The 25596-nt window shown below is 68.0% G+C and carries 23 protein-coding genes and 1 pseudogene; 8 read left to right on the forward strand and 16 right to left on the reverse strand.

Translation table 11 applies throughout. The features are described from left to right. Positions 1 to 7: 7 nt before the first annotated feature. From hpf to cofD, 15 genes and pseudogenes are all read right to left on the reverse strand, one after another. Positions 8 to 712, reverse strand: a complete 705-nt coding sequence (gene hpf / locus OHB12_RS18410) for a ribosome hibernation-promoting factor, HPF/YfiA family (protein WP_442800112.1) — start codon at positions 710 to 712, stop codon at positions 8 to 10. 229 nt (positions 713 to 941) lie between these two features. Beyond that, positions 942 to 1586 carry a ComF family protein gene (locus tag OHB12_RS18415; protein ID WP_327109844.1) on the reverse strand — a complete coding sequence of 215 codons (645 nt, stop codon included), beginning with the start codon at positions 1584 to 1586 and terminating at the stop codon, positions 942 to 944. A 550-nt stretch (positions 1587 to 2136) separates the two neighbouring features. Next, complete coding sequence (gene lpqB, locus OHB12_RS18420; protein ID WP_327109845.1) at positions 2137 to 3948, reverse strand: MtrAB system accessory lipoprotein LpqB; 1812 nt, start codon at positions 3946 to 3948, stop codon at positions 2137 to 2139. A gap of 494 nt (positions 3949 to 4442) precedes the next feature. Next, a pseudogene (gene mtrB / locus OHB12_RS18425) lies at positions 4443 to 6092 on the reverse strand (MtrAB system histidine kinase MtrB); the annotation flags it as partial. 108 nt (positions 6093 to 6200) lie between these two features. Then, complete coding sequence (gene mtrA / locus OHB12_RS18430; RefSeq protein ID WP_039800350.1) at positions 6201 to 6878, reverse strand: MtrAB system response regulator MtrA; 678 nt, start codon at positions 6876 to 6878, stop codon at positions 6201 to 6203. 78 nt (positions 6879 to 6956) lie between these two features. Then, the gene (locus tag OHB12_RS18435) at positions 6957 to 7604 is read right to left on the reverse strand and encodes a dTMP kinase (protein WP_327109846.1); all 648 of its coding nucleotides are present in this window, start codon (positions 7602 to 7604) and stop codon (positions 6957 to 6959) included. A gap of 148 nt (positions 7605 to 7752) precedes the next feature. Continuing rightward, positions 7753 to 9234, reverse strand: coding sequence for an adenosylhomocysteinase (ahcY, locus tag OHB12_RS18440; protein ID WP_327109847.1), 1482 nt, complete (start codon positions 9232 to 9234; stop codon positions 7753 to 7755). Between the two features lie 60 nt (positions 9235 to 9294). Next, the gene (locus OHB12_RS18445; protein ID WP_327109848.1) at positions 9295 to 10389 is read right to left on the reverse strand and encodes an alkane 1-monooxygenase; all 1095 of its coding nucleotides are present in this window, start codon (positions 10387 to 10389) and stop codon (positions 9295 to 9297) included. 255 nt (positions 10390 to 10644) lie between these two features. Beyond that, entirely contained in the window at positions 10645 to 11265 is a 621-nt protein-coding gene (locus OHB12_RS18450) for a TetR/AcrR family transcriptional regulator (protein WP_327109849.1), read from the reverse strand. A gap of 40 nt (positions 11266 to 11305) precedes the next feature. Continuing rightward, complete coding sequence (locus OHB12_RS18455; protein ID WP_327121225.1) at positions 11306 to 11515, reverse strand: rubredoxin; 210 nt, start codon at positions 11513 to 11515, stop codon at positions 11306 to 11308. A 23-nt stretch (positions 11516 to 11538) separates the two neighbouring features. Next, a complete protein-coding gene (locus OHB12_RS18460) occupies positions 11539 to 11712 on the reverse strand; it encodes a rubredoxin (RefSeq protein ID WP_327109850.1) in 174 nt (57 codons plus the stop codon). Between the two features lie 76 nt (positions 11713 to 11788). Continuing rightward, the gene (locus tag OHB12_RS18465; RefSeq protein ID WP_327109851.1) at positions 11789 to 13048 is read right to left on the reverse strand and encodes an alkane 1-monooxygenase; all 1260 of its coding nucleotides are present in this window, start codon (positions 13046 to 13048) and stop codon (positions 11789 to 11791) included. A gap of 312 nt (positions 13049 to 13360) precedes the next feature. Next, entirely contained in the window at positions 13361 to 13879 is a 519-nt protein-coding gene (locus tag OHB12_RS18470; RefSeq protein ID WP_327109852.1) for an NUDIX hydrolase, read from the reverse strand. Positions 13880 to 13973: 94 nt separating this feature from the next. Then, a complete protein-coding gene (locus OHB12_RS18475) occupies positions 13974 to 15320 on the reverse strand; it encodes a coenzyme F420-0:L-glutamate ligase (protein WP_327109853.1) in 1347 nt (448 codons plus the stop codon). Continuing rightward, positions 15317 to 16315 carry a 2-phospho-L-lactate transferase gene (gene cofD / locus OHB12_RS18480; protein ID WP_327109854.1) on the reverse strand — a complete coding sequence of 333 codons (999 nt, stop codon included), beginning with the start codon at positions 16313 to 16315 and terminating at the stop codon, positions 15317 to 15319. The genes OHB12_RS18475 and cofD overlap by 4 nt, the downstream gene beginning before the upstream one ends. Before the next feature lie 487 nt (positions 16316 to 16802). Here cofD and OHB12_RS18485 point away from each other — a divergent pair, with 487 nt between their 5' ends. From OHB12_RS18485 to OHB12_RS18515, 7 genes are all read left to right on the forward strand, one after another. Next, the gene (locus tag OHB12_RS18485; RefSeq protein WP_041561325.1) at positions 16803 to 17036 is read left to right on the forward strand and encodes a WhiB family transcriptional regulator; all 234 of its coding nucleotides are present in this window, start codon (positions 16803 to 16805) and stop codon (positions 17034 to 17036) included. Between the two features lie 195 nt (positions 17037 to 17231). Next, positions 17232 to 17711: a metallopeptidase family protein gene (locus OHB12_RS18490; protein WP_167477524.1), complete on the forward strand. Its 480-nt coding sequence runs from the start codon at positions 17232 to 17234 to the stop codon at positions 17709 to 17711. A gap of 242 nt (positions 17712 to 17953) precedes the next feature. After that, positions 17954 to 18334, forward strand: coding sequence for a DUF3499 domain-containing protein (locus tag OHB12_RS18495; protein WP_442800113.1), 381 nt, complete (start codon positions 17954 to 17956; stop codon positions 18332 to 18334). Between the two features lie 52 nt (positions 18335 to 18386). Beyond that, positions 18387 to 19763, forward strand: coding sequence for a phosphomannomutase/phosphoglucomutase (locus tag OHB12_RS18500; RefSeq protein ID WP_327109856.1), 1377 nt, complete (start codon positions 18387 to 18389; stop codon positions 19761 to 19763). Between the two features lie 118 nt (positions 19764 to 19881). Continuing rightward, positions 19882 to 21084 (forward strand): tobH protein, encoded by a 1203-nt coding sequence (locus OHB12_RS18505; protein WP_327109857.1) that lies wholly within the window; start codon positions 19882 to 19884, stop codon positions 21082 to 21084. After that, positions 21084 to 22304, forward strand: a complete 1221-nt coding sequence (manA, locus tag OHB12_RS18510; RefSeq protein WP_327109858.1) for a mannose-6-phosphate isomerase, class I — start codon at positions 21084 to 21086, stop codon at positions 22302 to 22304. Before OHB12_RS18505 ends, manA begins: the two co-directional genes overlap by 1 nt. 345 nt (positions 22305 to 22649) lie before the next feature. Next, positions 22650 to 23576 (forward strand): cation diffusion facilitator family transporter, encoded by a 927-nt coding sequence (locus tag OHB12_RS18515; protein ID WP_327109859.1) that lies wholly within the window; start codon positions 22650 to 22652, stop codon positions 23574 to 23576. Between the two features lie 68 nt (positions 23577 to 23644). On the opposite strand, the gene OHB12_RS18520 is transcribed toward OHB12_RS18515, so the two are convergent. Then, the gene (locus OHB12_RS18520) at positions 23645 to 25114 is read right to left on the reverse strand and encodes a phytoene desaturase family protein (RefSeq protein WP_327109860.1); all 1470 of its coding nucleotides are present in this window, start codon (positions 25112 to 25114) and stop codon (positions 23645 to 23647) included. Between the two features lie 107 nt (positions 25115 to 25221). Between OHB12_RS18520 and OHB12_RS18525 the strand changes: the two genes are divergently transcribed. Further along, positions 25222 to 25494 (forward strand): DUF4267 domain-containing protein, encoded by a 273-nt coding sequence (locus OHB12_RS18525; protein WP_327109861.1) that lies wholly within the window; start codon positions 25222 to 25224, stop codon positions 25492 to 25494. Positions 25495 to 25596 lie beyond the last annotated feature (102 nt).

A 25596-nucleotide genomic window follows, 5' to 3' on the forward strand; every position in this document is an offset into this window, starting at 1 on the left:
GACTTGATCAGGCTAGCCGGATGAGACCGTAGTCGAAGGCGTGACGGCGGTAGACGACCGACGGCCGGTCGGTCTCCTTATCGTGGAAGAGGAAGAAGTCGTGGCCGACGAGTTCCATCTCGTAGAGGGCGTCGTCGACGGTCATCGGAGTCGCCGGGTGCACCTTCGTACGCACGATATGACCGGGACCCGTGGCGTAATCGGTGTTCTCTGCCTCGTCGACGCGGCGGCTTTCGCCTCCGGGATGAGCATAGGCGGTACTCGACCCGCTCGGCCGCTCGAACAGGGACTCATCCACCAGGTCGGCCGTGGCCTGGGCGACAGAAACCGGGGTCTTGTCCCCGTAGTGCACCCGGCGCCGATCCTTGGTACGACGCAATCGGCTCTCCAGCTTCGCGGTCACCGACTCGAAGGCGGCGTAGAAGCTGTCCGCGCGAGCCTCGGCCCGGACAACGGGACCTTTACCGCGCGAAGTGATTTCGACGCGCTGGCAGCTCTTGCGCTGACGACGGTTGCGTTCATGGAACAGCTCCACGTCGAAGAGGAAGATCGACGGGTCGAAGCGCTCGAGGCGGGAGAGTTTTTCCGCGACGTAGATTCGAAAATGATCAGGCACCTCGACATTGCGGCCTTTCACCACGATATCGGCGAGCGGGGCCCGTTGGCCTTCCGCTCCAGGTTGCTCTGTCGCATCTTGGGCGCCGGAATCCAGCACCGAAGGAGCAGCGTCTTTCACTGAAGGTCGTGAAGAAGTCGTCACGCGTACCTCCCGGATATGGCCGCACAGACCGATTCATGCGGCGGGATTGAGCAGTGCCGATCGAGAATCGCTCGGCACACGTTGTCCGAGGCGACACCTCCAAACTCCTGGTTCGGGTGTGTGATCGCGACGCTAGTACGACATCGGGCGGATCGCCAGTGTTCACGCAAATTTCCCGGCGTCAAGCGGCACAGATGACCGAAACCCCACGTATCGGCAGCCCGATCCGCGCGAGCGCGCGGACCGATTCCCGGGCCGTCGCACCGGTTGTCAGAACGTCGTCGACCACCACCACCTCGGCGTCTTTCGGTATCCCCCACTCGGAGGCGCAGCCGGGTACAGTGGTCACCCGCCCACCGAGATTGTGCACCCGCTCACCAGACGTCAAGCCGACCGAATCACGCACCCCGCGCCACACTCGCAACACTGATACCACCCGGCTATCGGGCAGACACCTCGCGGCTACGCTCGCCGTCCGCAGCACCGGATCTCCGCCCCGACGCCGTGCCGCCGCGGCCCTGCTCGGCGCAGGCACCAGTACCAGCGGCCGATCCGACGACCGCAGCCGCGCCAGCCCGCCCGCGAGCGCCGCGCCGAGCGGCTCCGCGAGATCCCGCCTACCCCGCTCCTTGGCCGCGAGCACCGCACGCCTGCCCGGCCCGCGGTAGGGACCGAGCGCCCAGCACGGGACACCCGGATCCGTGCGCGGTCGCACCCGCACCGGCGGCGCGGCCAAGGCGGCCCCGCAGTCGGCACACCACGCCGTCCCTGCCAGCCCGCACCCACCGCAGGCCGTCGGCAGAATCAGATCCAGCAGCGTCCCCATCGCCCGAGTCTGCGCCCAGGCACCGACAACTTCGCCGGCTGCGGCTGCGGCTGCGGCTGCGGCTGCGGCTGCGGCTGCGGCTGCGGCTGCGGCTGCGGCTGCGGCTGCGGCTGCGGCTGCGGCTGCGGCTGCGGCTGCGGCTGCGGAATACGATGCCCCGGAAGTGATCACGACGACCCAGCCGCAGTTCGAGAATCGGGGCGCCGACTAACGTCAGAACGACCGCTATCGCCGCGGCCGTGCCCTCGTCAACCCTGCGATGGTGGGGCCTGTCGCTCGGTATCGTGCACGCGCCACGCGACTGCGCGGAGGACCTGATCAAGACCGGTGTACGCGAACCGCACAGACGCCGCGCAAACGATGGGACGGCGCCCACTGCTGCCAGTCGATGGTGCTCCCCAAACGACCGACCGCCACCGCGTCTCCGCCCGCCGACGGGTTGCCGTCTTCGACGACCCCCGCGGTCACATCAATGCGTCGACGCCCCTCGATGATCACACGGTGCGCACCGCCACCAACGGGTCACGGCGAGTCGGAGAAACCGACGATCTCAGCCAGGCAGGACCGGAACGGCATTCGCGCCCAGACCGGGCACCTCGCGCCAGTACGGCTCACCGCCGTCCGGATTGCTGGTCAGCTCGAGCACCGCGCGTGAGTCCGCGACGTACTGGTGTTCCGGCGACGCGCTGACCTCTCGCACCGGAGGCGTCAGGTTCCGGCTGGTCTGTGGCATCGGCTGGGAACCGTCCACCGAGACGGTGTTCACCGGGTCGACATTGCCCTCGCGAGCGATGATGATCGTGTCCAGGGTGAGCCAGCTGAGCGACACAGCGCGGGTGCTCAGGGTGATCGCGATGGGCAGCGGCGCAGTGAGCGCGTAGTGACCGTCCGGACGCCGTTCCACCACCGCCACATAGACTTTGCCGTCGGCGATCAGCGCCGCCCGGACGCCAGTGCGTGCGATCTGTAACTCGGTGATCGGCGACCTCGGCGCGAGACCGGAGGACACCATGGCCAGCGCCGAGGTGTCGACCTCCTGCACCGAGACCGTCGAGGTGGCCCGGTCGTTGATCGCGCGGATCACCCGCTCGCCGTCGACCACCGCCCACGCCGCGCTGCCGTCGGAGGTCCACGAAGGTCGGGTGATGGTCGAGCCCGCGGCCACCGGGAAGGCGTTGCCGCCGTAAGTGCCGACCATCAGTGTGCGGGGCTGCTCGGACCTTCCTGTCTCGGCCACCGCTGCCACCAGCTGACCGTCCTGGGACAGCGCCGCCGACTGCAGGTTGTTCACCGCGCCGAAATACCCCGGTGTCGGCGTGATGCCGCCGTTGTCCTGGAACCGCACCAGTCCGCCGCCGCGCAGCGCGTGCAGCCCGACCTGATTGCGTGCGGATGTCGCCGGGTTCAACTGCTGCACGTCAGCGACGGTCCATCCGTTCGCGGCGAACCGGTCGTCCAGCGGTTTGCCGTCGGCGAGCAGAACGTAGGGGCCGAGGATGTCGGCGCCGGACAACGTCAGAATCACCTGGGCGGCGAGCAACTCGCGATCGCGCGGGTTCAGGGCGGAGGCGCCGGCGAAGTCGATCTTGACGCCGCCGAGCCCGATGCCTACCCCGTCGGGGTCGCCGTTCGCCTTGGTGATCGCACCGCGGACGGCGACCGGCCCGGCCAGCTCGTTGCGCAGGACCGGGGCGAGCGCGGGTTGGGTGCCCTCGGTCAGCAGGCTGAGCAGCTTCTGGGTCAGCTGAACCTTGGCCACCGAGACCCAGCGCAGATCCGGGATGACGGTGGTACCAGCGGGGTCGACGAAGTACAGCACGTAGCGCCGATAGGACCTGGCGAACGCGGTGGAGTCCATCACGACGCCGTCGGGCAGCTCGTCGATGCGCCACTCTCCATCGATCTTGGTCAGCTCGATCTTGTGCTCGACGAGGCCGTCACTGGCGTGGTACGCGCCGTCCGCGGCCAGCTCGCCGACCTTGCGCGCGCGGATCCGGTACGTCGCCTTGTCGCCGGAGCGCGATTCACGCAATGTGTCCGGCTTCTCCACGATCACGGTGCTCGCGGCGTCGTCCCACTGGGTCGAGGCCGCGGGGGTCATGTACTGGCGCGCGGCCAGGTGGCGATTTGCCGGATCAGCAGTGGCCTGCAGGAAGTCGCGCAGCAGCAGATCCGGATCGCGGTTGGCGATGGGCGGCGGCGGACCCTCGGACGTGGGCTCTCGGTCGATCGTGCCCAGCGCCTGCGGCGCGGAGGACTCGGGCAGACTGGCGCATCCGGTCAGCGGCAACAAGATCGCGACCACGACCGCGACCAGCGTGGACAACCGCTGCCTCCGCGCAGACCTGGCACGCATGCTCATGACTGTACGTCCCCGGACTTGCGCTCCGTCCCGCCCCCGGACTGCATCGACTCGGGCGCCTGCAATCCGTTCGAACCGGGCACGGGTCGGTCACCGAACGCGGGCGTGGCACCGGACAGGGTCTTCCCGTCGCCGGACCCAGGTACGCCACCAGACGTAGGCGGACTACCAGACGCCGACGCCGACGCCCCGCCAGAAGCAGGCCCGTCACCGGACGCGGATGTGCCACCGGACGCTTGCCCGGCTCCGGACGCGGGCGCCGAATCAGAAGCAGGAGCACTATCGGACACGGGCCCGTCGCCAGAAGCAGCCGCACCGCCAGAATCCGACGCCGACGCCCCACCAGAAGCAGGCCCGTCACCGGACGCGGAAGCACCCGACTCAGGCTCGCCACCAGGCACAGACACAGCAGCACCCGATGCCGAAGCGCCACCAGAGGCAGGCTCGCCGCCGGGTACAGACACAGGTGCTGTACCGGACGCGGGATCGGCGGGCGTTGATGCGCTGTCGCCCGCGGCGGCCGGATTCGCGGCGACGGGATCGGCGGGCCGCTCCGGCTCGACCACCCGCATCGACTTGCGGGCAGGCTCCAGAGGCAGCGGACTCGCGCCGAGTTTCTTCCCGCGCACCAGCGGCAACGTCAGTCGGAAGGTGGCGCCGACGCCGACCTCGCCCCACGCCTCGAGCTTGCCCTCGTGCAGGTTCGCGTCCTCCACACTGATCGACAGGCCGAGACCGGTGCCGCCGGAGCGGCGCATCCGGGACGGGTCCGAGCGCCAGAACCGGTTGAAGACCAGTTTCTCTTCGCCGGGTCGCAGGCCGACGCCCTGATCCCGCACCACGACGGCGACCGCGTTGACGTCGGCATCGCCGCGCATCCGGATCAGCACCGGCTTGCCCTCGCTGTGATCGATCGCGTTGGCCAGCAGATTGCGCAACACCCTCTCTACCCGGCGCGGGTCGACCTCGGCGACCAGCGGCTCTTCCGGCATATCGGTGATCACCTCGACACCGGCGTCCTTGGCCAGGTGCCGCACGGTGGAGATCGCGGCCCGCGCGCACATCCGCACGTCGAGCGATTCGACCTGAAGTTCGGCGACGCCCGCGTCGTGGCGGCTGATCTCGAGCAGATCGTTGAGCAGGCCCTCGAACCGGTCCAACTCGTTGACCAGCAGCTCGGCGCTGCGGGCAAGGGCGGGGTCGAGGTCGTCGCTGCTGCCGTGGATCAGGTCGGCGGCCATGCGCACCGTGGTGAGCGGCGTGCGCAGCTCGTGGCTGACGTCGGAGGTGAACCGACGTTGCAGGTTGCCGAACTCCTCCAGCTGCGTGATCTGGTTGGACAGGCTTTCGGCCATCTCGTTGAACGCTTGGGCCAGCCGCGCCATATCGTCCTCGCCGCGCACCAGCATGCGTTCCTTGAGCCTGCCGTCGGCGAAACGACCCGCGATCCTGGCCGCGGAGCGGATCGGCAACACCACCTGTCTGGTCACCAGCGCGGTGATCGCGGCCAACAGCACCAGCAGCACGATGCCGCCGACGAGCATGGTGCCGCGCATCAGCGCGAGGCTGCGTTCCTCGTTGGCCAGCGGGAAGATCAGATAAATCTCCAGCGTGGGAGTGTCGGCGCTCGGGCTGCCGATGATCAGCGCACGACCGCGGTAACCGTCCGGGTCGTCGACCGTGGCGAACTGGTAGCTGACCTGGTTGCGCTGCACGAACCGGCGCAGCTCGTCGGGCACCTCTTGGATCGGGCCGGTGGAGATCTGCTGCTGCGGCATGCCACCGATGATGGTCAGCGCCGAATCGAAAGTGCCTGCGGCACCGGTCGATTGGCCAGCGTCGCCGCGGTTGGACAGCGCGTTGCGCGCATCCTGCAGACGCTGCTGCTGGGTGCCGATGTCGTGCACGCCGACCAGCTGGCTCTGCACCGTGTTGCGCGCGCGGTCCATTTCCTCGAGCGCCGCATTGATCTTGGCGTCCAGCAGGCGGTCGGTGATCTGACTGGTCAACACCACGCCGAGGATCGTGATGACGATCAGCGACAGGGTCAGAGTCGACACGATGACGCGCAACTGCAGCGAGCGGCGCCAGAGGTGGCCGAGGGCGCTGCCGACCGCTTGGAACCAGGCCACCACCGGTGCCATCGATCGCCGAAGACGTGCGATCACGCCATCGGTGTCTGAATGCCGGCCTCGGCGGGGACCTTCGTGGTCACGCAAGCTACCGCCTCCGGGCCATGAACTCAGGCCGGGTCACGGTGGTCCGGCCTTGTAGCCGACGCCACGGACGGTCAGCACGATCTCCGGATTCTCGGGATCCTTCTCGACCTTGGCGCGTAGCCGCTGCACGTGGACATTCACCAGCCGGGTGTCGGCGGCGTGCCGATAACCCCAGACCTGCTCGAGCAGGACCTCACGGGTGAACACCTGGCGCGGCTTGCGGGCCAGCGCGACGAGCAGGTCGAACTCCAGCGGCGTCAGCGAGATCTGCGCGCCGCCGCGGCTGACCTTGTGCGCGGGCACATCGATCACGATATCCGCAATCGACAGCAGCTCGGCAGGCTCCTCCTCGGTGCGGCGCAGACGGGCGCGCACCCGGGCGACGAGTTCCTTCGGCTTGAACGGCTTGACGATGTAGTCGTCGGCGCCCGACTCCAGACCGAGCACGACGTCGACCGTGTCGGTCTTGGCCGTGAGCATCACGATCGGAACCCCGGAATCGGCCCGCAGCACGCGGCACACGTCGATGCCATTCATACCGGGCAGCATCAGGTCCAGCAGCACCAGATCCGGGCGGATCTCCCGAACCGCCGCAAGGGCCTGTGTGCCGTCGCCGACCACATGCGGGTCGAACCCTTCCCCGCGCAAGACGATCGTGAGCATCTCAGCGAGTGCCATATCGTCGTCGACGACCAGAATCTTCGGCTTCATAACTACTATGTTGTCATCTCCCAGGCCAGGATCGGGCCGCCACGCCAACACTGGTGTGAACCCGCGGCACAGCCAACCTTATCGACCAATGATTTCGGTGATCCGCGCGGTCAGCGTAACCGGGTCGTCGTCGGATCGGTATGTCCACCATGGCCCGTGCCAGTCGCGTTCGGCCAGCTCACGGTACACCGCACCGGTTCGGTGCTGCAGACCGCGGTCGCGTTCGTAGGCGTCGAGCGCGCGGGCGTCGTCGAGTTCGCCTCGCCTGCGGGCACGCTCGGCCGCGACCTCGGTCGGCACATCCAGCAATACCTGCACCGCGGGCGCGGGAAGGTCGAACCTGCCGAACTCCAATTCGCCCACCCAGTCGACGATTTCATCGTCGGCCGACTGCCCGAGCCGGGCAGCGGAATACGCGGCGTTGGAGGCGACATAGCGGTCCAGAATCACAACGTCGTTGTCGGCCAACAGCTTCGACAACTCGTCATGGGCGCCCGCGCGGTCCAGTGCGAACAGCAACGCCATGCCGCGGACCGAGTCCGCGAGATCGCCATGCGCGCCGCGCAGCGCCTCGGCGGCCAGGTCGGCGTGTACCGAGTGGTGATACCGCGGGAAGGCCATCGCCTGCACCCGCAGGCCACGCTCGCGCAGATCGGCGACGACCCGGTCGATCAGCGTGCGCTTTCCCGCGCCGTCGAGGCCCTCGACCGCTAACAGCACTCCCATGGGCAGGCACGATACCCCGCCGCCTGTTCGCCGCCGACACCGACCGACCAGGGCTGATACCGGGCCGACCTGGCCGGACGCGGCTCGGTGACCGACCACGCGGTACCCGCCGACCGGACGGTCGACGGGACACCCACGCGCCTACCGCTCAGTAGCGGTAGTGCTCCGGCTTGTACGGGCCTTCCACGTCCACGCCGATGTACTCGGCCTGGTCCTTGGAGAGCTTGGTCAGCTCGCCGCCCAGCGCCTCGACGTGGATTCGAGCGACCTTCTCGTCCAAGTGCTTCGGGAGACGGTAGACCTCGTTGTCGTACTCCTCCGGCTTGGTCCACAACTCGATCTGCGCGATCACCTGGTTGGAGAAGCTGTTCGACATCACGAACGACGGATGTCCGGTCGCGTTGCCCAGGTTCAGCAGGCGCCCCTCGGACAGCACCAGGATGGACCGGCCGGACTGGAACGTCCACAGGTCGACCTGTGGCTTGATCGTCAATTTCGTTGCGCCGGAACGTTCCAGCCCCGCCATGTCGATCTCGTTGTCGAAGTGCCCGATGTTGCCGAGGATGGCCTGGTCCTTCATCGCCTTCATGTGCTCGAGGGTGATGATGTCCTTGTTGCCGGTCGCGGTGATGACGATGTCGGCATCGCCGATCGCCTTCTCCACGGTCACCACGTCGTAGCCGTCCATCAGCGCCTGCAGTGCGTTGATCGGGTCGATCTCGGTGACCTGCACCCGGGCGCCCTGTCCGGCAAGCGATTCCGCGCAGCCCTTACCGACATCGCCGTAGCCACAGATCAATATCTTCTTGCCACCGATCAGCACGTCGGTGCCGCGGTTGATGCCGTCGATCAGCGAGTGGCGGGTGCCGTACTTGTTGTCGAACTTGCTCTTGGTGACCGAGTCGTTGACGTTGATCGCCGGGAACACCAGTTCACCCGCCGCCGCGAACTGGTAGAGCCGCAACACGCCGGTGGTCGTCTCCTCGGTGACGCCCTGGACCGAGTCTGCGATCGCGCTCCACTTGCCCTTGTCGGTCTCGAAGCGCTCGCGCAGCAGGTTCAGGAACACCTTGTACTCGGCCGAGTGGTCCTCGTCCTCCGGCGGAATCACGCCCGCCTTCTCGAACTGTGCGCCACGTAGCACGAGCATGGTGGCGTCACCGCCGTCGTCGAGGATCATGTTGGCGGGCTGGTTCGGCCAGGTGAGCATCTGCTCGGCGGCCCACCAGTACTCCTCCAGGGTCTCGCCCTTCCAGGCGAAGACCGGGGTGCCCTTCGGCTCCTCGACAGTGCCGTGCGGTCCGACGACGACCGCGGCGGCCGCGTGGTCCTGGGTGGAGAAGATGTTGCACGAGGCCCAACGAACCTCGGCGCCGAGACTCGTCAGCGTCTCGATCAGCACCGCGGTCTGCACGGTCATGTGCAGCGAGCCGGAGATGCGCGCGCCCTGCAGCGGCCGCACCTCGGCGTACTCACGGCGCAGCTCCATCAGACCGGGCATCTCGTGTTCGGCGAGGCGGATCTCCTTGCGACCGAATTCGGCCAGCGACAAGTCCGCCACCTTGTAGTCGATGCCATTGCGGACATCGGCGGTCAAAGATGTGCGTGCGGGAAGTTCTGAGGTGGTCATCAGCCTCTCCTGGTTCGGCAAGTACCGAGGCAAGGCTAGTCGCTGGCCGCCGGATACGGACTAGGTGGTCACCCCGTGTGCCGACAGGATCCGGCGGCGCTTGCGCGGCTGAATGTTCGCCAGTGTGATGTCGCCGCTGTAGTGGTCCACAACGCGCCGGTCCATGATCCGGCGCCACAGCGGCGGGATGGCGGCGAGCACGATCATCGTGGCGTACCCCGCAGGCAGTTGCGGAGCCTGCTGGGAGCTGCGCAGCGTCTGGTAGCGGCGGCCGGGGTTGGCGTGGTGGTCGCTGTGGCGCTGCAGGTGGAACAGGAAGATGTTGGTGACCAGGTGGTCGCTGTTCCAGCTGTCCCGCGGCGAGCAGCGGGCGTAGAGCCCGTTCGGGCGCCGCGACCGCAGCAGGCCGTAGTGCTCGACGTAGTTCACCGTCTCCAGCAGGGCGATGCCGATCACGGCCTGCAACGCGAGGTAGGGCAGCACCCCAGGGCCGAACGCCGCCATCAGGCCGCCGAACAACACCAGGGTCATCGACCACGCCTGCAGGATGTGGTTGTCCACGTTCCACCAACCCTTGCCCTTGCGGACCAGTCGCTCGCGCTCCAGACCGATCGCCGAACGAAAGCTACCGGACACGCTGCGCGGCAGGAACTCCCACAACGACTCACCGAGTCGGCCGCTGGCCGGATCCTCCGGAGTCGCCACCCGCGCGTGGTGCCCGCGGTTGTGTTCGACGAAGAAATGCCCGTACCCGGACTGAGCCAGGGCAATCTTGGCCAGCCAGCGCTCCAGGTGCTCGACTCGGTGCCCGAGTTCGTGGGCGGCGTTGATGCCGATGCCACTGACGAGACCGAGAGTGGCGGCCAACCCGAGCTTGTCGACCACGCTCAACTCGTCACCGGCCCACAGGTAGCACGCGACGGCCAACCCGATCAGCTGGATCGGCAAGAACAGGTAGGTACACCACCGGTAGTACCGGTCGTTCGACAGCAACTCGTAGTCCTCATCCCGCGGGTTGCTGCCGTCCTCGCCGATCAGCCAGTCCAGCACCGGGATCACGACCAGCACAATGATCGGCCCGATCCACCAGAAGACCACAGCGCCCGTGTGGAGCACGAGCTGTGACGGCAACAATGCGGATGATGGAGCGATCAAGCCGAGAACCCACAGATGGCGTTTGGGATCGGCCGACCCCGCCGGTTTGCCAACCGTTTGCACGTTTGCCCCGCTTAATATGACCCTGACTTCGACGACGCATGAAGATAGTTGCAGACTCTACGTCTGTTACATCTAGCTGAACGGTTGAAACGTGGCAGAGATTACCTGCCTGGCAGCCGACCCTCGGGGAGGTTCACATGTGATGAGAATCACTGCCCTCGATCGCGCCCCGGTTGCCGTGGGCCAATCGGCTCAGCTCTGCACCCGCGCCGCCAGGATCGCCTCGACGTACGGGGTGAGCAGCGCGCTCAACTCCTCCGGGGCATCCCGTCCCGGGCCGGGCGGGGTGGGAATGTAGCTCAGCGCTATGCGCACCAGCGCGTGCGCGATGACGTCCGATTCGGTGTCCGTCGCCGCCACCCAACTGCGCTGGAACGCGAGCGAAAGCCGCTCGGTCGCATGGTCGAGCAGCGGCCCGGCATCGAGGGTGATCAGCCGCAGCAGATCCAGCTTCACCTCGCCCGCGAGCAGCGACCGCACCAGCGGGTCGGCAGCCGCGTCGAGGAAGAAGTCGGCCATCCCCTCGCGGAACGCGGCGCGGGCATCACCGACATTGCCGGTGATCGCCGCGTCGACGTGGTCGACCAGATCGTCGGCCAAACGCAACGCATACGCCTGGGCGAGGCCGTTGCGCGAGCCGAACTCGTTGTAGAGCGTCTGCCTGCTCACTCCGGCCCTCGCGGCGACATCACCGAGCGTGATCTTGGACCAGTCGCGCTCGGTGAGCAGCTCGCGCATCGCGTCCAGGACCGACGTGCGCAGGAGTTCCCGTGCGGCCTCCTGGTAGGGAATCCTGGTTCCGTTGCGCGGCATACCCGCGACATTGTCACGGGCACTTGCCGCAGTCAAAGTCTCACGACCGCTCGATCTCGACCATGAAGAAGTCGGCCTTGGCGGCTCCGCAATCGGGGCAGGTCCAGTCGTCCGGAATGTCGTCCCAGCGGGTTCCCGGCGCGATCCCGTCGTCCGGCCAACCCTCGGCCTCGTCGTATTCGAAGCCGCACTGGATGCATTGATAGAGCTTGTATTCGGGCCCACCCGTCTCCCGGCCGCCACCCCTCATCGAATCCCTCGGCGATGCTGTACTCATTTCGTGGCCCCTATCTGCTCGAAGTCGATCTTCTCTCGTACACCGCAATCGGGGCAGCACCAATCGTCCGGCACGGTCTCCCACCCGGTGCCCGCCGGAAAACCCTCGTGCGGCGCCCCTTTCGCCTCGTCGAAGACATAGTCGCAGACTGGGCAGCGATACGCGGTCATAACTCCACCTCGCCGGCGCCCGGCCCCCCGATAATCGCCATGGCGGCTGCGCCCGTTGCTCGCTCGCACTGCTCGCTCATGCCCCGGCCACCTGTGCACCGCCGGTCGGAGCATCCGCGCCGTAGCGCGCGAGCACCTGGTCACGCTTGCCCGGATGAATGTTGGCGCGCGTGATGTCGCCGCCGTAGTGCGCGAGCACCCGCTTGTCCATGACGCGGCGCCACAGCGGAGGCAAGTAGGCGAGCAAGATCATGCTGGCGTAGCCGCTCGGCAGGTTCGGTGCGCCATCCCAACTGCGCAGCGTCTGGTAGCGGCGGGTCGGATAGGCGTGGTGATCACTGTGCCGCTGCAAGTGGTACAGGAAGATGTTCGTGACAATGTGGTCGCTGTTCCAGCTGTGCACCGGAGCGGGCCGCTCGTAGCGTCCGCCGGCGGTCCGCTGGCGCACCAAGCCGTAGTGCTCGAGGTAGTTGACCGCCTCCAGCAGGCTGAAGCCGACGACAGCTTGCAGGATCAGGTACGGAAGCAGCTCGATACCGAACACCGCCAGCAGCACCGCGTACAGCACCGCCGACATCAGCCAGGCGCTGGACACTTCGTTCCGCGGACTCCACGACTTCTTGCCCAGCCGCTCCAAGCGGACCTTCTCCAGGTGCCAGGACGACTTCAGGCCGCCCCACACGGTGCGCGGCCAGAATGCCCAGAAGGTCTCGCCGACGCGGGAACTCGCCGGATCCTCCGGCGTCGCGACCCGCACGTGGTGGCCGCGGTTGTGCTCGATATAGAAATGCCCGTAGAACGACTGGGCCAGCGCGATACGGGACAGCCAGCGCTCCAGGCTCACCTTCTTGTGGCCGAGTTCGTGCGCGGTGTTGATGCCGATACCGCCGATCATGCCGACCGTGATCGCCAGGCCGATCTTGTCCACGATGTGCAGCCCGCCATCGATGCCGAGCCAGCTCACGTTGTCCGCGGTGATCAGGTAGGCCGCGATGAGCAGCGTCGCGTATTGGAACGGCAGGTACAGGTAGGTGAGGTAGCGGTAGTACTTGTCGTTCTCCAGGTACTCCATCACCTCGTCGGGCGGGTTGTCGCCGTCCGGACCGAAGAAGATGTCGGCCAACGGGATCAGCACGTAGACCAGGATCGGCCCGAGCCAGAACGGCACCTGAGCCAGGTGGTGCCAGCCGAGTTCGTTCAACACCCAGACGAGCGGGAGGCCGATTGTGAACAGGCCGGTCGGTGCGAACAAGCCCCACAGCCACATGTATCGCTTGCGGTCACGCCAAGCAGGTGAGTCGACCGGCTGTGCGGACAGGTCAGCGTCTGTCGACATCGTTGTCTCCATTCAAAGCGGCACATCACGAGCGGCACATCACGTGTGACGTGCGTTACCTCTAATGTTGGACGATACCGTGCCATTTGTCTCATGTCTAGACAAATCAGACAATTTGTAAAGGACCAGAATGGCCCCGTCCGCTGCTTATGGGTTACTCGGACGAGACGCAGGCAGCCGAACAGCTCCGCCGGATGCGGCGCGGGCGTCGGGTGAGACGCTCGCGGCACCGTCGGACGATCCACCCCGCAAGCACCCCATCGGCACTGTCCGGGGTGGAGGTCTGTGGCAGTGAGTTTCGGCGGTCGCGCGTCAACGCAGCAGGACGTCGGCGTCGGCGGGCAGCGAGTCCACCGGCCACCAGCGCAGATCGGTGGACTCGCTGCTGCGCACCGGTACCGCGCCGACGGGCGCGGTGATCCGGAACAACAGGTCAAGGTGCCTGGTCGGTAGACCGAGCGAACAGGTGATCGGATGCGCCTGCGCGCCGTACAGCCCGGGCTCCAGCCGCAGGCCCGCGATGCCGGACTCCTCGGTCGCTTCGCGCAGTGCGGCGCAGGCGACCGTGGCGTCCCCCTCCTCACAGTGCCCGCCGAGCTGGATCCACCGGCCCACCCGCGGATGCAGGGTCAGCAGCACCTCGCGCTCGTCGTGGGAGAAGACCACTGCCGAGGCGGTGATGTGGCCGGGTACATGTTCACGTAGGCAGCCCCGTGCAGCCGAGCCGAGGAAAGCCAGCATCGCCTCGCGCAGCGATTGGTCGGAACTCGCTGCGGGACACCAGGATTCGAGCAGCTCAATGGCCGAGGCATGCAGCGAGGCCGCGGTCACGACTCCACCTCGCCCGCGCTTCGCCCCCGGATGACCGCGCGATGTTCGGCTGTGCCTGTTGTTCGCTCGCCCACGCCGAGCGGCGCTCGCGCACTCACAGCTCGACCAGGCCGAGGCCTGCACCGCGCACCGGCCGCGGGGTCGGCTCCTCCAGCGGATGGCCGATGGCTATCGCGCCCAGAGGGTTCCAGTCGTCGGCAAGGCCGAGGATGTCACGGGTGACCTCCGGAGCGAAGATGGTCGACCCGATCCAGCAGCTGCCGATCCCCTCGGTGGCCAAGGCGACGAGCAGGCCCTGCACCGCGGCGCCCACCGCGACCGTGAACATGGTGCGCTCGTCGGCGCGCCGCCGCTCGTCCGGATAGTCGTGCGCGCCGTCTGGCACGCAGAACGGGATGATCACCTCAGGTGCGTCGAACAGGATGCGGCCACGGGCGATGCGGCGCTCGACGCGTTCCGGCGCGAGGCCATCGGCGGTGAGATCGGCGCGCCACTTCTCCGCCATCGCCTCCAGCAACTGGGCGCGCAGACCCGGCTTGCGCAGCCAGACGAACCGCACCGGGCGGGTGTGATGCGGGGCAGGCGCGGTCAATGCGACGGACACCGCCGCACGGATGCGTTCGGGATCGACCTGGGTGTCGGCGAACTGGCGGATCGACCGACGCAGCAGAATCGCCTCCCGCCGCCCCTGCTCGATCGCCTCCGCCGTACCGAGCCAGAACAGGTCGTCGGTGCCACTGCGCAGCAGGTCGGCGGCGTCGGACCCGTCGTCGGTGACCGAAAACCCGCGCACCACGGCGACGGGAACGCCGCCGAGCTTGCCCTTCACCAGGTCCGCCGCGGCGGCCAGCTCGTCGGCCACCGCGACCTGGGTGACGTGCAGCTCGTTTCCCTGGCCGTCTACAGCACCCGCGTAGTCGTGCAGCACCCGAAGCCCCGCGGCGCCGATCGCCGCGTCGGTCTGGCCATTGCGCCAGGCGCGGCCCATGGTGTCGGTGACGACCACCGCGACCGTCACGCCCAGTCGCTCGGCCAGCGCCGTCCGCAGCGCCTTGGCGCTGCCGTCCGGATCGGTGGGCAGCAGAACGAGTTCGCCCTGTTCGACATTCGAGCCGTCGACCCCGGAGGCCGCCTGCACGATGCCGAGCTTGTTCTCGGTGATCAAGGTGCGGCCCTTGCGCGCGAGCACCCGCACCGCCTCTTGGTCGATGAGCCTGCGCCGGGCGCTGTCCCGTTCCTCGGGGTCCATCGGCGCCTCCACGACTCGGCCCTCGACCTTCGCGACGATCTTGCTGGTGACTACGAGCACGTCGCCGTCGGCCAGCCAGGGTGCACACCGAGCAAGGTGTTCGGCCAGGTCGTCACCGGGCCGGAACTCCGGAAGGCCGGTGACGGGCAGGATGCGCAGCTCTCCTGCCGCGTGGTCGGTGGGTGTCGTCATGGCTTCACTCCCGCGAGATCCAGTGCCTGACGCACCATTTCGGCGGTGGTCGGCGGTTCGGTCATCAGTAGAGGCACGCTACGCACCTCGACGCCGGGCACGTCGGCGGTGTCGGTGGTGTGGATCAGCCAGCCGTCCAGGATTCCGGTCGCCGAGCGGGCGCCGTAGTAACGACCGATCGCCTCGGCCGTGGTGTCCACCCCGATCACCGACAGGCACTCGTCGGCCATACCGCGCAACGGCTTTCCGTCGATCACGCCGGACACGCCGATCACCTTGGCCTCGGTCGTGCGCAGGGCGCCCCGAATACCCGGCACGGCGAGGATGGCTCCGATGCTCACGACCGGGTTCGACGGAGCGAGGAGCACCGCATCGGCGGACGTTATGATCTCCGTCACATTTGGTGCCGGTTTGGCGTCATCGGCGCCGATTGTGGCGAATCCATGGGTGTCGACGTTCGCGCGGTAGCGGACCCACCACTCCTGGAAATGGATCGCGCGCCGTTCGCCAGGATTGTCCGGGTCGGTCACAACGACATGCGTTTCGCAGCGATCGTCGGTTGCCGGGATGAGTTTCACGCCGGGCTGCCACCGGTTGCACAGCGCCTCGGTGACCGCCGAGAGCGGGTAGCCGGCGCGCAGCATTTCGGTTCGGATCAGATGCGTGGCGATATCACGATCCCCCAAGCCGAACCAGTCGGGCTGGGCATGATATTTCGCGAGTTCCTCCTTGGCGTGCCAGGTCTCGCCGACCCGGCCCCAGCCGCGCTCGGTATCGATACCGCCACCTAGGGTATACATGCAGGTATCGAGGTCGGGGCAGATCCGGAGGCCGTGCATCCAGACGTCGTCACCGACGTTCACGATCGCGGAAATGTCGGCCTCGGGCAGCAGTTCGCGGACGCCCTGGAGGAAACGCGCGCCACCTACACCGCCGACCAGGACGGCGATCCGGGGCCCGCACCCGGGTACAGCGTCCGCTTGTTGTCCAGTCACATCCGCACAGCCTATGCGGTACCCCGGCGGCCACGACTCGCAGTAAATTTGCTATCTATTTGCTAACGTACATGACAAGATCAATTCGGAATGCGGCTGCGGATAGTAACGGAATAGCGTCGGCGGCTTGACCATCGACACGTCCGGCGTGTCTAATCACAGTCATGTCATTCCGGGTTCGCGCGAGAGCCCAAGGCGCGAGCAGCTTTTCGAACAGACATTCGAGTGAATGACAGGCTCGGGGACGTCCGCGGGACAACGTCGCGGGGTATGGCCGTCGGCATGCGTGTTGGTCCGACGGAACGAATCATTCTGCGCTAACACACAGTGAGGAGGCGGAGCGATGGCCAATGAGATGGTCTCGCCGACCGATTCCACAGCAGGCGCAGCACGTGGCGTCTGCGCAGACAACGGCTGGAAGGACGAAGAGGGGGGTGACGGAGTCTCGGCACCCCGGCTCAGCCTGGTCGTGACCGGCTTCGACGAGATGTTCGAATCCATCGAAGAGCAGTGGCAAGAGCGTGCCCTGTGCGCGCAGACCGATCCGGAGGCGTTCTTCCCCGAGAAGGGCGGCTCGACCCGTGAGGCGAAACGGATCTGCATGGGCTGCGAAGTACGTGACGAGTGCCTGGAGTACGCACTCGCGCACGATGAGCGCTTCGGCATCTGGGGCGGGCTCTCCGAGCGGGAGCGCCGCCGCCTCAAGCGCGGCATCAGCTGAGACGTACGCGAGGCCCGGAGTTGCCCACCTCCACCAGGGTGACTCCGGGAACACGCGAGGACAGCCGATCCCGCGCCCGACCGTCGGTTCACGGCAGCACCGACGCGACACTCGCCGGCACACTCATCGACACGACGAGACCATCACGCCGCCTCGATGAGCGCGGCGGGAATACACTGGCCTAGATTTTGTGTCATGGCACGTTCCCGTAAGCGTCGACCGCCCACCGCCCGGTCGGTGATCCGCCGCGGCCGCGGAGTGCGCGGGCCGATGCTGCCACCCACGGTGCCGGCCTGGCGGACCCGCGGCCAGAAGTTCGACCGGCTGGTGCTGGAGGCGTTCGCCCCGTTGGACACCCGATGGCACGACCGGCTCACCAAACTCGACATCGCCGTCGACGATGTTCCGAAAATCCGTCCGCTGCATCCCGATTCGGTTACCTGGCCGGACGAGGTCGTCGCCGACGGGCCGGTCCCACTGTCCCGGCTCATCCCGGCCGGCGTCGACCGGCACGGCGCGGCGACCCGGGCGCGGGTCGTGCTGTTCCGCAAGCCGCTCGAGCTGCGGGCCAGCGATCCCGACGACCTGGTCGACCTGCTGCGCGAGGTCCTGGTCCAGCAGGTCGCGACCTACCTCGGCGTCGACCCGGACGTCATCGACCCGGAAGCCGAGTGATCCGCACCCATCCGGACGGGCCCACCCCTCGAATGCCATTGCGGGGCGAGCGAAACCGATCCACGGGCGCGTAGGCTGGATGCCCGGGGATCTCCACTGTGGAACACACCGTCGGACGCGCCACGGGCGCCTCCCGCGGAACGCCGTGCTTCCCGCATTCCGCTGAGAGCAGACTGAGATTCGCCAAGCGTGTCTGTCCCCATCGACGCGCCAGGAGGGTTACTCTCATCGGCGTGATCCCCATGCGTCGTTGCTGCCGACCAGGCTGCAAGAATCCGGCCGTCGCGACGCTCACCTATGTGTACTCGGATTCGACGGCAGTGGTCGGACCACTCGCGACGGTTGCCGAACCGCACTCCTGGGATCTCTGCGAAACACACGGCTCACGGATCACCGCCCCGAAGGGTTGGGAGCTGGTTCGACACGAAGGCGGATTCTCCTCGAGCACACCGGACGACGACGATCTGACCGCGCTCGCCGAAGCGGTCCGCGAGGCCGGACTGCGCCGCCGCCCGCCGGAACACGACCAGCGCGGCTACCACGACTATGCTCCCCCGCCGCCACGCACCACGCGCACCGGTCGCCGCGGCCATCTGCGCGTCCTCCCTGATCCGCCGTCCTGACCGGACCAGGACGGTGGCGGACCGACCGGTGGCAACCACTAGGGTGTTGGGCATGACAGTCCCCCGCTCTGCCGAATTCGTGAACGCGGTGATCAAGGCATACGACGTTCGCGGCGTGGTCGGTGAACAGATCGATGCGGAATTCGTCAGGGATGTCGGGGCGTCGTTCGCCCGGTTGATGCGCGCGGAGGGCGCGAACCAGGTCGTCATCGGACACGACATGCGGGACTCCTCACCGGAGCTGTCCACCGCCTTCGCCGACGGCGTGCTCGCCCAGGGGCTGGACGTCGTGCACATCGGCCTCGCATCGACCGACCAGCTGTATTTCGCCTCCGGCCACCTGGACTGCCCCGGCGCCATGTTCACCGCCAGCCACAATCCGGCCCGCTACAACGGCATCAAGCTGTGCCGGGCCAAGGCCCTCCCGGTCGGGCAGGACACCGGCCTCGCCACCATCAAAGACGAGCTGATCGAGGGCGTGCCCGGCCCCGAAGGAGCGCGCGGCGCCGCGACCCGACTCGACCTGCTCGCCGACTACGCGAACTTCTTGCGCGGCCTCGTCGATCTCGACGACATCCGCCCCCTCACCGTCGTAGTGGACGCGGGCAATGGCATGGGCGGCCACACCGTGCCCCAGGTGCTCGGCACGCTGCCGCAGGTGACCGTCGTGCCGCTGTACTTCGAGTTGGACGGCAGCTTCCCGAACCACGAGGCCAACCCGCTGGATCCGGCGAACCTGGTGGACTTGCAGAAGCTGGTCCGCACGTCCGGCGCGGACATCGGCCTCGCCTTCGACGGCGACGCCGACCGCTGCTTCGTGGTGGACGAGAACGGCGACCCGATATCGCCGTCGTCGATCACCGCCCTGGTCGCCGAACGCGAGCTTGCCAAGGAGCCGGGCGCGGTGATCATCCACAACCTGATCACCTCACGTGCGGTGCCGGAACTGGTACACGAGCTGGGCGGAACGCCGGTGCGCACGAGGGTCGGTCATTCGTTCATCAAGCAGCAAATGGCCGCCACCGGAGCCGTGTTCGGCGGCGAGCACTCCGCGCACTACTACTTCCGCGACTTCTGGGGCGCCGACTCCGGCATGCTCGCGGCCCTGCACGTACTTGCCGCGCTCGGCGAGAAAGACCGGCCGGTGTCGGACCTGATGTCGTCGTACGCAACGTATGCGGCCTCCGGAGAGATCAATTCCACAGTGGCCGATGCGAAGGAGCGGACGATGGCCGTAGTAGAGGCTTTCGCGGACCGGGCGCACTCGGTGGACCGGCTGGACGGGGTGACTGTGCAGCTGGCCGACGACGCCTGGTTCAACCTGCGCGCGTCGAATACCGAACCGTTGCTCCGGCTCAACGTCGAGGCCCGATCGGCGGAGGAAGTAGACGTACTCGTAACCGAGATCCTGAGCATCGTCCGCTCCTGACTGGAATAGTGGAATCACAGGCCTTGGATTCGCCCGACTCGGTCTCGGTGTGGCAGCTGAACCGGGTGGGCGCGGGGGCGGAAACGACACAGCGCGATGAGGGGAGGTGGGACGCCCGATGATCGCTGGAACACCGGTGCTCGACCTCGACGATGCCGCTTCGCTCGAGGCGGCCGATACCGGCGGCGCCCTGCGCTCGGCCGCCTCGGGCGGCGCCCAGGTGCGCGCCACCGCGGCGGCCGTCGGTGAGAATGCGCTGGCCCGCCTTGCTGACCTGAGACCGCGCAGCGTGGTGCTGGTTGCCGGTTCCGGACGCGCGGCGCGTGCCGCGAGTCTGCTGGTCGCCGCTCTCGGCGATCGCGCAGGCCTACCCGTCGTGCCCGCGACCGCCTTGCCACCGTGGGTCGGACCGCTGGACGTCGTGCTCGTCTCCGGGGACGACGCGGGCGATCCGCGCCTCATCGACGCCATCGACCGGGCGCTGCGCCGCGGCGCCGAGGTGGTCGTCGCCGCGCCGCACGAGGGCCCGCTGCGCGCCGCGGCGGCCGGTCGGGCCGCACTGCTGGAACCGAGGGTGCAGGTGCTCGATCACAACCGCCTGCTGCGCTTCCTGGCCGCCGGAATCGCGGTACTGCGTGCGATCGACCCCCTCCGCGCCGGCGCCGCAGTCCCCGATCTCACCGAGCTGGCCGACGTGCTCGACGCGGAGGCGCTGCGCGACGGCCCGCAGAACGAGGTCTTCCACAACCCGGCCAAGACGCTGGCCGCCCGAATGCAACAACGCGGCATCGTGCTCGCGGGCGACTCGCCGGCCGCGGCCGAACTCGCCGAGCATGGCGCCGAGGTGCTGCTGCAGTCCGCGGGCCGGGTGTGTGCCGCGGTGGATCTCGCCGAGGCCGTCGCGGCGAAGGGCCGAATTGCCGAGGCGGCAGGCGGATCGACGCCCGACTTCGATCCACTGTTCCATGACGAGGAGCTCGACGGGCCCGCGCCGGTCGAGCGCATCCGGGTGTTCATGCTCAGCACCGATCCCGATCAGGCGGCCGCGCGCCGCCGGATCGCGGTGTTCGACGGCGCGGCGTCGAGCCCGGTGGACGCCGATCTGGTCAATGCCGACGTCGATCTGCTGCGCACCGACCTGACCGACCCCGCCGCGCCCGCGCAGACCCATTCCGAGGAGTCCGCATCCGGGCACGGCACCGAACTCGAACAGCTCGCCGTGCTCGCGCTGCGACTGGAGATGGCCGCCGCCTACCTGGGGCTGATCGGATCCCGCCCCGCCGCGGCCGACAGCCAGGGGCAGTACGGGGGAAGCTACTAGTGCACGAACTCGTCGGTGCGCTGCGGTCGTATGCCTGGGGATCGCGCACCGCACTCGCTCAGCTGTGCGGACGGCCCGTTCCTTCCGCGCACCCGGAGGCCGAACTCTGGTTCGGCGCCCATCCGGCCGACCCCGCGCAGGTACGGATCGGTGACCACACCATCTCGCTGCTCGAACTCGTCGCAGCCGACCCGGACCGGGAATTGGGCGCCGCCGCACCGGAATTCGGTGGGAAGCTGCCGTTCCTGTTGAAGGTCCTCGCCGCCGAGGAGCCGCTGTCGCTGCAGGCACACCCCAGCACGGCACAGGCCGAGGCCGGATTCGAACGGGAGAACCGGGCGCGGGTGCCGCTGGACTCGCCGATGCGCAACTACCGCGACGGCAACCACAAGCCCGAACTGATCGTCGCGCTGGACCGGTTCGAGGCGCTGGCCGGATTCCGTGACCCACGCCGCACGGTCGAGCTGTTACGCGCGCTGCGCGTGGACGGGCTCGCCTCCTATGCCGATCTGCTTGCCGCCCAACCGGATTCGGCGGGTCTGCGCACCCTGTTCACCACCTGGATCACGCTGCCGCACCATGTGCTCGCCACACTGCTGCCCGCTGTGCTGGACGGCTGCGTGCGCTATCTGTCCGGCAAGGGCAAGCGCGAATTCGTCCCCGAAGCCCGCACCGCGCTCGAACTCGCCGAGGCCTACCCCGGCGACGCCGGCGTGCTCGCTGCACTGCTGCTGAACCGGTTGACATTGGAACCGGGCCAGGGCCTGTTCCTCGCGGCCGGAAACCTGCATGCCTACCTACGCGGACTCGGCGTGGAGATCATGGCCAACTCCGACAATGTGCTGCGCGGCGGTCTCACGCCCAAGCACGTAGACGTGCCGGAACTCTTACGGGTGCTGGACTTCGAGCCGATCAACCTGCCCGTCGTGCTGCCGGAACCGGCAGGCGGCGGGTCGGTGCGCTACCGCACGCCCGCCCCGGAGTTCGTGCTGCGGCGCTTCGACCTCGTCGCAGGCTCCGCGAAGGTGCCGCTGACCGCGGCGGGGCCGGGCATCGTGCTGTGCACGGCGGGCGCGGTGCGACTGTTCCAGAACGGCTCCCTGCTCGAGCTCGAACGTGGCGCCGCCGCATGGATCTCCGCGGCCGACACCGATATCCGCGCCCAGGCGGTGAACGGTAATGCCCAGCTGTTCTGCGCGTGTGTGGGCGGAACCAATTGACCGATCCGAATTGTCCGGTCCGGCTGTCATAGGCGTACCTCCGCATTCGCTCCGGCCATGCGCGGGCTGACGATGGCCTACGTCCGACTGCGCCCATTAGGCGTACCTCCGCATTCGCTCCGGCCATGCGCGGGCTGACGATGGCCTACGTCCGACTGCGCCCATTAGGCGTACCTCCGCATTCGCTCCGGCCATGCGCGGGCTGACGATGGCCTACGTCCGACTGCGCCCATTAGGCGTACCTCCGCATTCGCTCCGGCCATGCGCGGGCTGACGATGGCCTACGTCCGACTGCGCCCATTAGTCTGTTCGCGGATAGGTCGAAAACAGAGAGGACATGCTTCCATGTCAGCTGGTGGTGGCAAGAAGGCGATAATCGCGGCGTTGTCGGCGAACGCGGGGATCGCCGTGGCGAAGTTCGTCGGCGCGGCGATCACCGGCTCCGGGTCTATGCTCGCCGAGGCGGTGCACTCCGTGGCCGACACTGGCAACCAGGGACTCCTGCTGCTCGGTCAGCGCCGCGCCGAGCGTGAGGCCGACGCGCTGCACCCGTTCGGGTACGCGCGCAACCGCTACTTCTATTCGTTCATCGTGGCGCTGGTCCTGTTCACGCTCGGCTCCGGATACGCGATCTACGAGGGCATCCACAAGATCCAGCATCCGGAGGAGCTCAGTTCGCCGCTCGTGGCGATCGTCATCTTGGTGATCGCGATCGGGCTGGAGTCCTACAGCTTCATGACCGCGATCCGGGAATCCAAGCCGCTCAAGGGTGATGCGAGCTGGTGGCGGTTCATTCGCAATTCGCGCAGCCCCGAACTTCCGGTGGTGCTGCTGGAGGACACCGGCGCGCTGGTCGGTCTGCTCCTCGCGTTCGCGGGCGTCGGCCTGACCATGCTCACTGGCGACGCGGTCTGGGACGGCGTCGGCACCCTGGCCATCGGCGGGCTGCTCGGCGTGATCGCGATCGTGCTCATCGTGGAGATGCAGAGCCTGCTGATCGGCGAGGGCGCGACCCCCGACGAGGACCGGCTGATCCGCGAGAATCTGGTCGACGGTACCCGCATCGACCGGTTGATCCACCTCAAGACCCAGTACCTCGGCCCCGACGAGCTGCTGGTGGCCGCGAAGATCGGCGTGGTTCCCGGCCTCGACGTCGCCGCCATCGCCACCGCGATCGACGACGCCGAATCCCGCGTGCGCTCCACTGTCCCCGCCGCCCGCGTCATCTACCTCGAACCCGACCTCTACCGCACCGAACTCGCCAACAGGTAAGCCTTCGCGCACCGCCGATAACCGGCATGGCGCAAGCATTCGGGCGAGCTGGTCGGGCGTGCGCTGGATCAGCGAAGCTGCGGGGTACGGGTCCGGAGGAGGTCCAGGGGGTCGGTGTGGACAGCGAAGCGCCCGCGCAGAGCGTGGCGGGCAGCGTGCATGCCGTTCATGCCGTGCACGCCCGGGCCGGGCGGGGTCGCCGACGAGCACAGGTAGACGCCGGGAATGGGTGTGGCGTAAGGGTTCCAACGCACGGCGGGGCGGAAGGCGAACTGGCGCAGGGACATCGCGCCCGCGGAGATGTCGCCGCCGACATAGTTGGCATTGTGCGCGGGCATCTCGGCCGCGGTGCGGACATTCTCGGCCACGATCAGGTCGCGGAAACCCGGCGCGAAACGCTCGACCTGGGCGATCACGGCGTCACTGACGTCGCGGGTGGAGCCGTTCGGCACGTGCGCGTAGGTATAGAACGTGTGGCTGCCCGCGGGTGCCCGGGTCGAATCGACCACGCCGGGTTGGATGGACAGCACATAGGGCCGTTCGGCGTGTCGCCCTGCGGCGACGGCGTGTTCCGCCGCCATGGCCTCGGCGCGAGTGCCGATGACGTGCACCGTCCCGGCCAGCTCGCAGCCATCGGCCCGCCAAGGCACCGGTCCGGACAACGCGAAGTCGACCTTGCACGCCGCGCCACCGTAGCGGAAACGCCGCAGTCGCTCGGCATATCGCGCGGGCAGCCGGTCGCCTGCGATGCGCAGCAGTTCGGCAGGGGCGAGGTCGAGCATGATCGCGCGGGCGTCGGAGAACTCGTCCAGCGAGTCGACCCGGTGCCCGGTGGATATCCGTCCGCCGAGGCGTTCGAGTTCGGCGATGAGAGCATCGGGGATCGCCTGGCTACCGCCGCGCGGAACAACCCAGCCTCCGGCGTGGGCCAGGGTGCCGAGCAGCAGTCCGGCGCCCGCGGCGGTGATGGCGCGCGGCGGGATGATCGCGTGCGTGGCGATGCCGGTGAGCAGGGCGGGCGCGGCCTGGTCACGAAACCTGATGTTCCACAACGGCGTGCCTTGCTCCAGGGTTCGTAGCCCGAACCGGAAGGCGGTCCCGAGCCCCGGTGGCATCCGGCGCAGATCCGACATGGCGAAATCGACCACGTCCGACCAGTGCCGTACCAGCGGCGCGAACAGGGAACGCCAGGCCGCACCGTCCCGGCCGAGGCCATCGACGGTCCGCTCCAGATCCCGCCAGGCCAGTCCGGCCACACCGCCGTCGAGCGGATGCGCGTAGGACACCTCCGGCGCGAGTAGCTCGACACCGTGCGCCTCGAGATCGAACGCGCGAAAGAACGGCGACGCCAACGCCATCGGATGCGCACCGGCGCACACGTCATGCCGGTATCCGGGCACGGTCAGCTCGGCTGTGCGCGATCCACCCCCGGCCGTCGCCTCGGCTTCGTACACCTCCACCGCAAGACCGGCCCTGGCCAGGATTACCGCGGCGGCGAGCCCGTTCGGCCCGGAGCCGACCACCACCACATCAGCCATGCCCCCCACGCTACCGACCTCGACGGGCGAGCCGACTCCGCCAGGTCCGGTCGGGTGAGCGGCGCGCCGACGGCGGCGAGCCATTCGGCTACTAGGAACGTGAGGCGTTGGTCGCGGAGTTCGGGGCGGAGGCGTCGGCCACGTTCGAGAGCTCGGCGCGGCGGCGCTACGCGCTCGGCATCGCGACCCTCGTCATCGCGCTCGTCCCGATCGGCGACATGCTGACCGTGCTGAGCTGGAGCGGTTCCACCGCGACCGCATTCGGCGTCCACGGCCTGACCGCCGTTCTCGTCGCGCTGACCGGCGTGCTGCTCATCCGTGAGCAGAGTCTCCGGAACCGCACCGTGTCGAGGCCGGACGCGGTTGGTGCTGGCACCTGAAGCCAGCCGCCCGGGGCACCACCTCGGCATACCGTGCTGACCTCGCACAAGGAACTCGTCGAGTGGCTGAAGCCGAGCACGGTTTCGGACACGCCCACGCCT

The sequence above is a fragment of the Nocardia sp. NBC_01730 genome (assembly GCF_035920445.1).
GTDB lineage: Bacteria > Actinomycetota > Actinomycetes > Mycobacteriales > Mycobacteriaceae > Nocardia.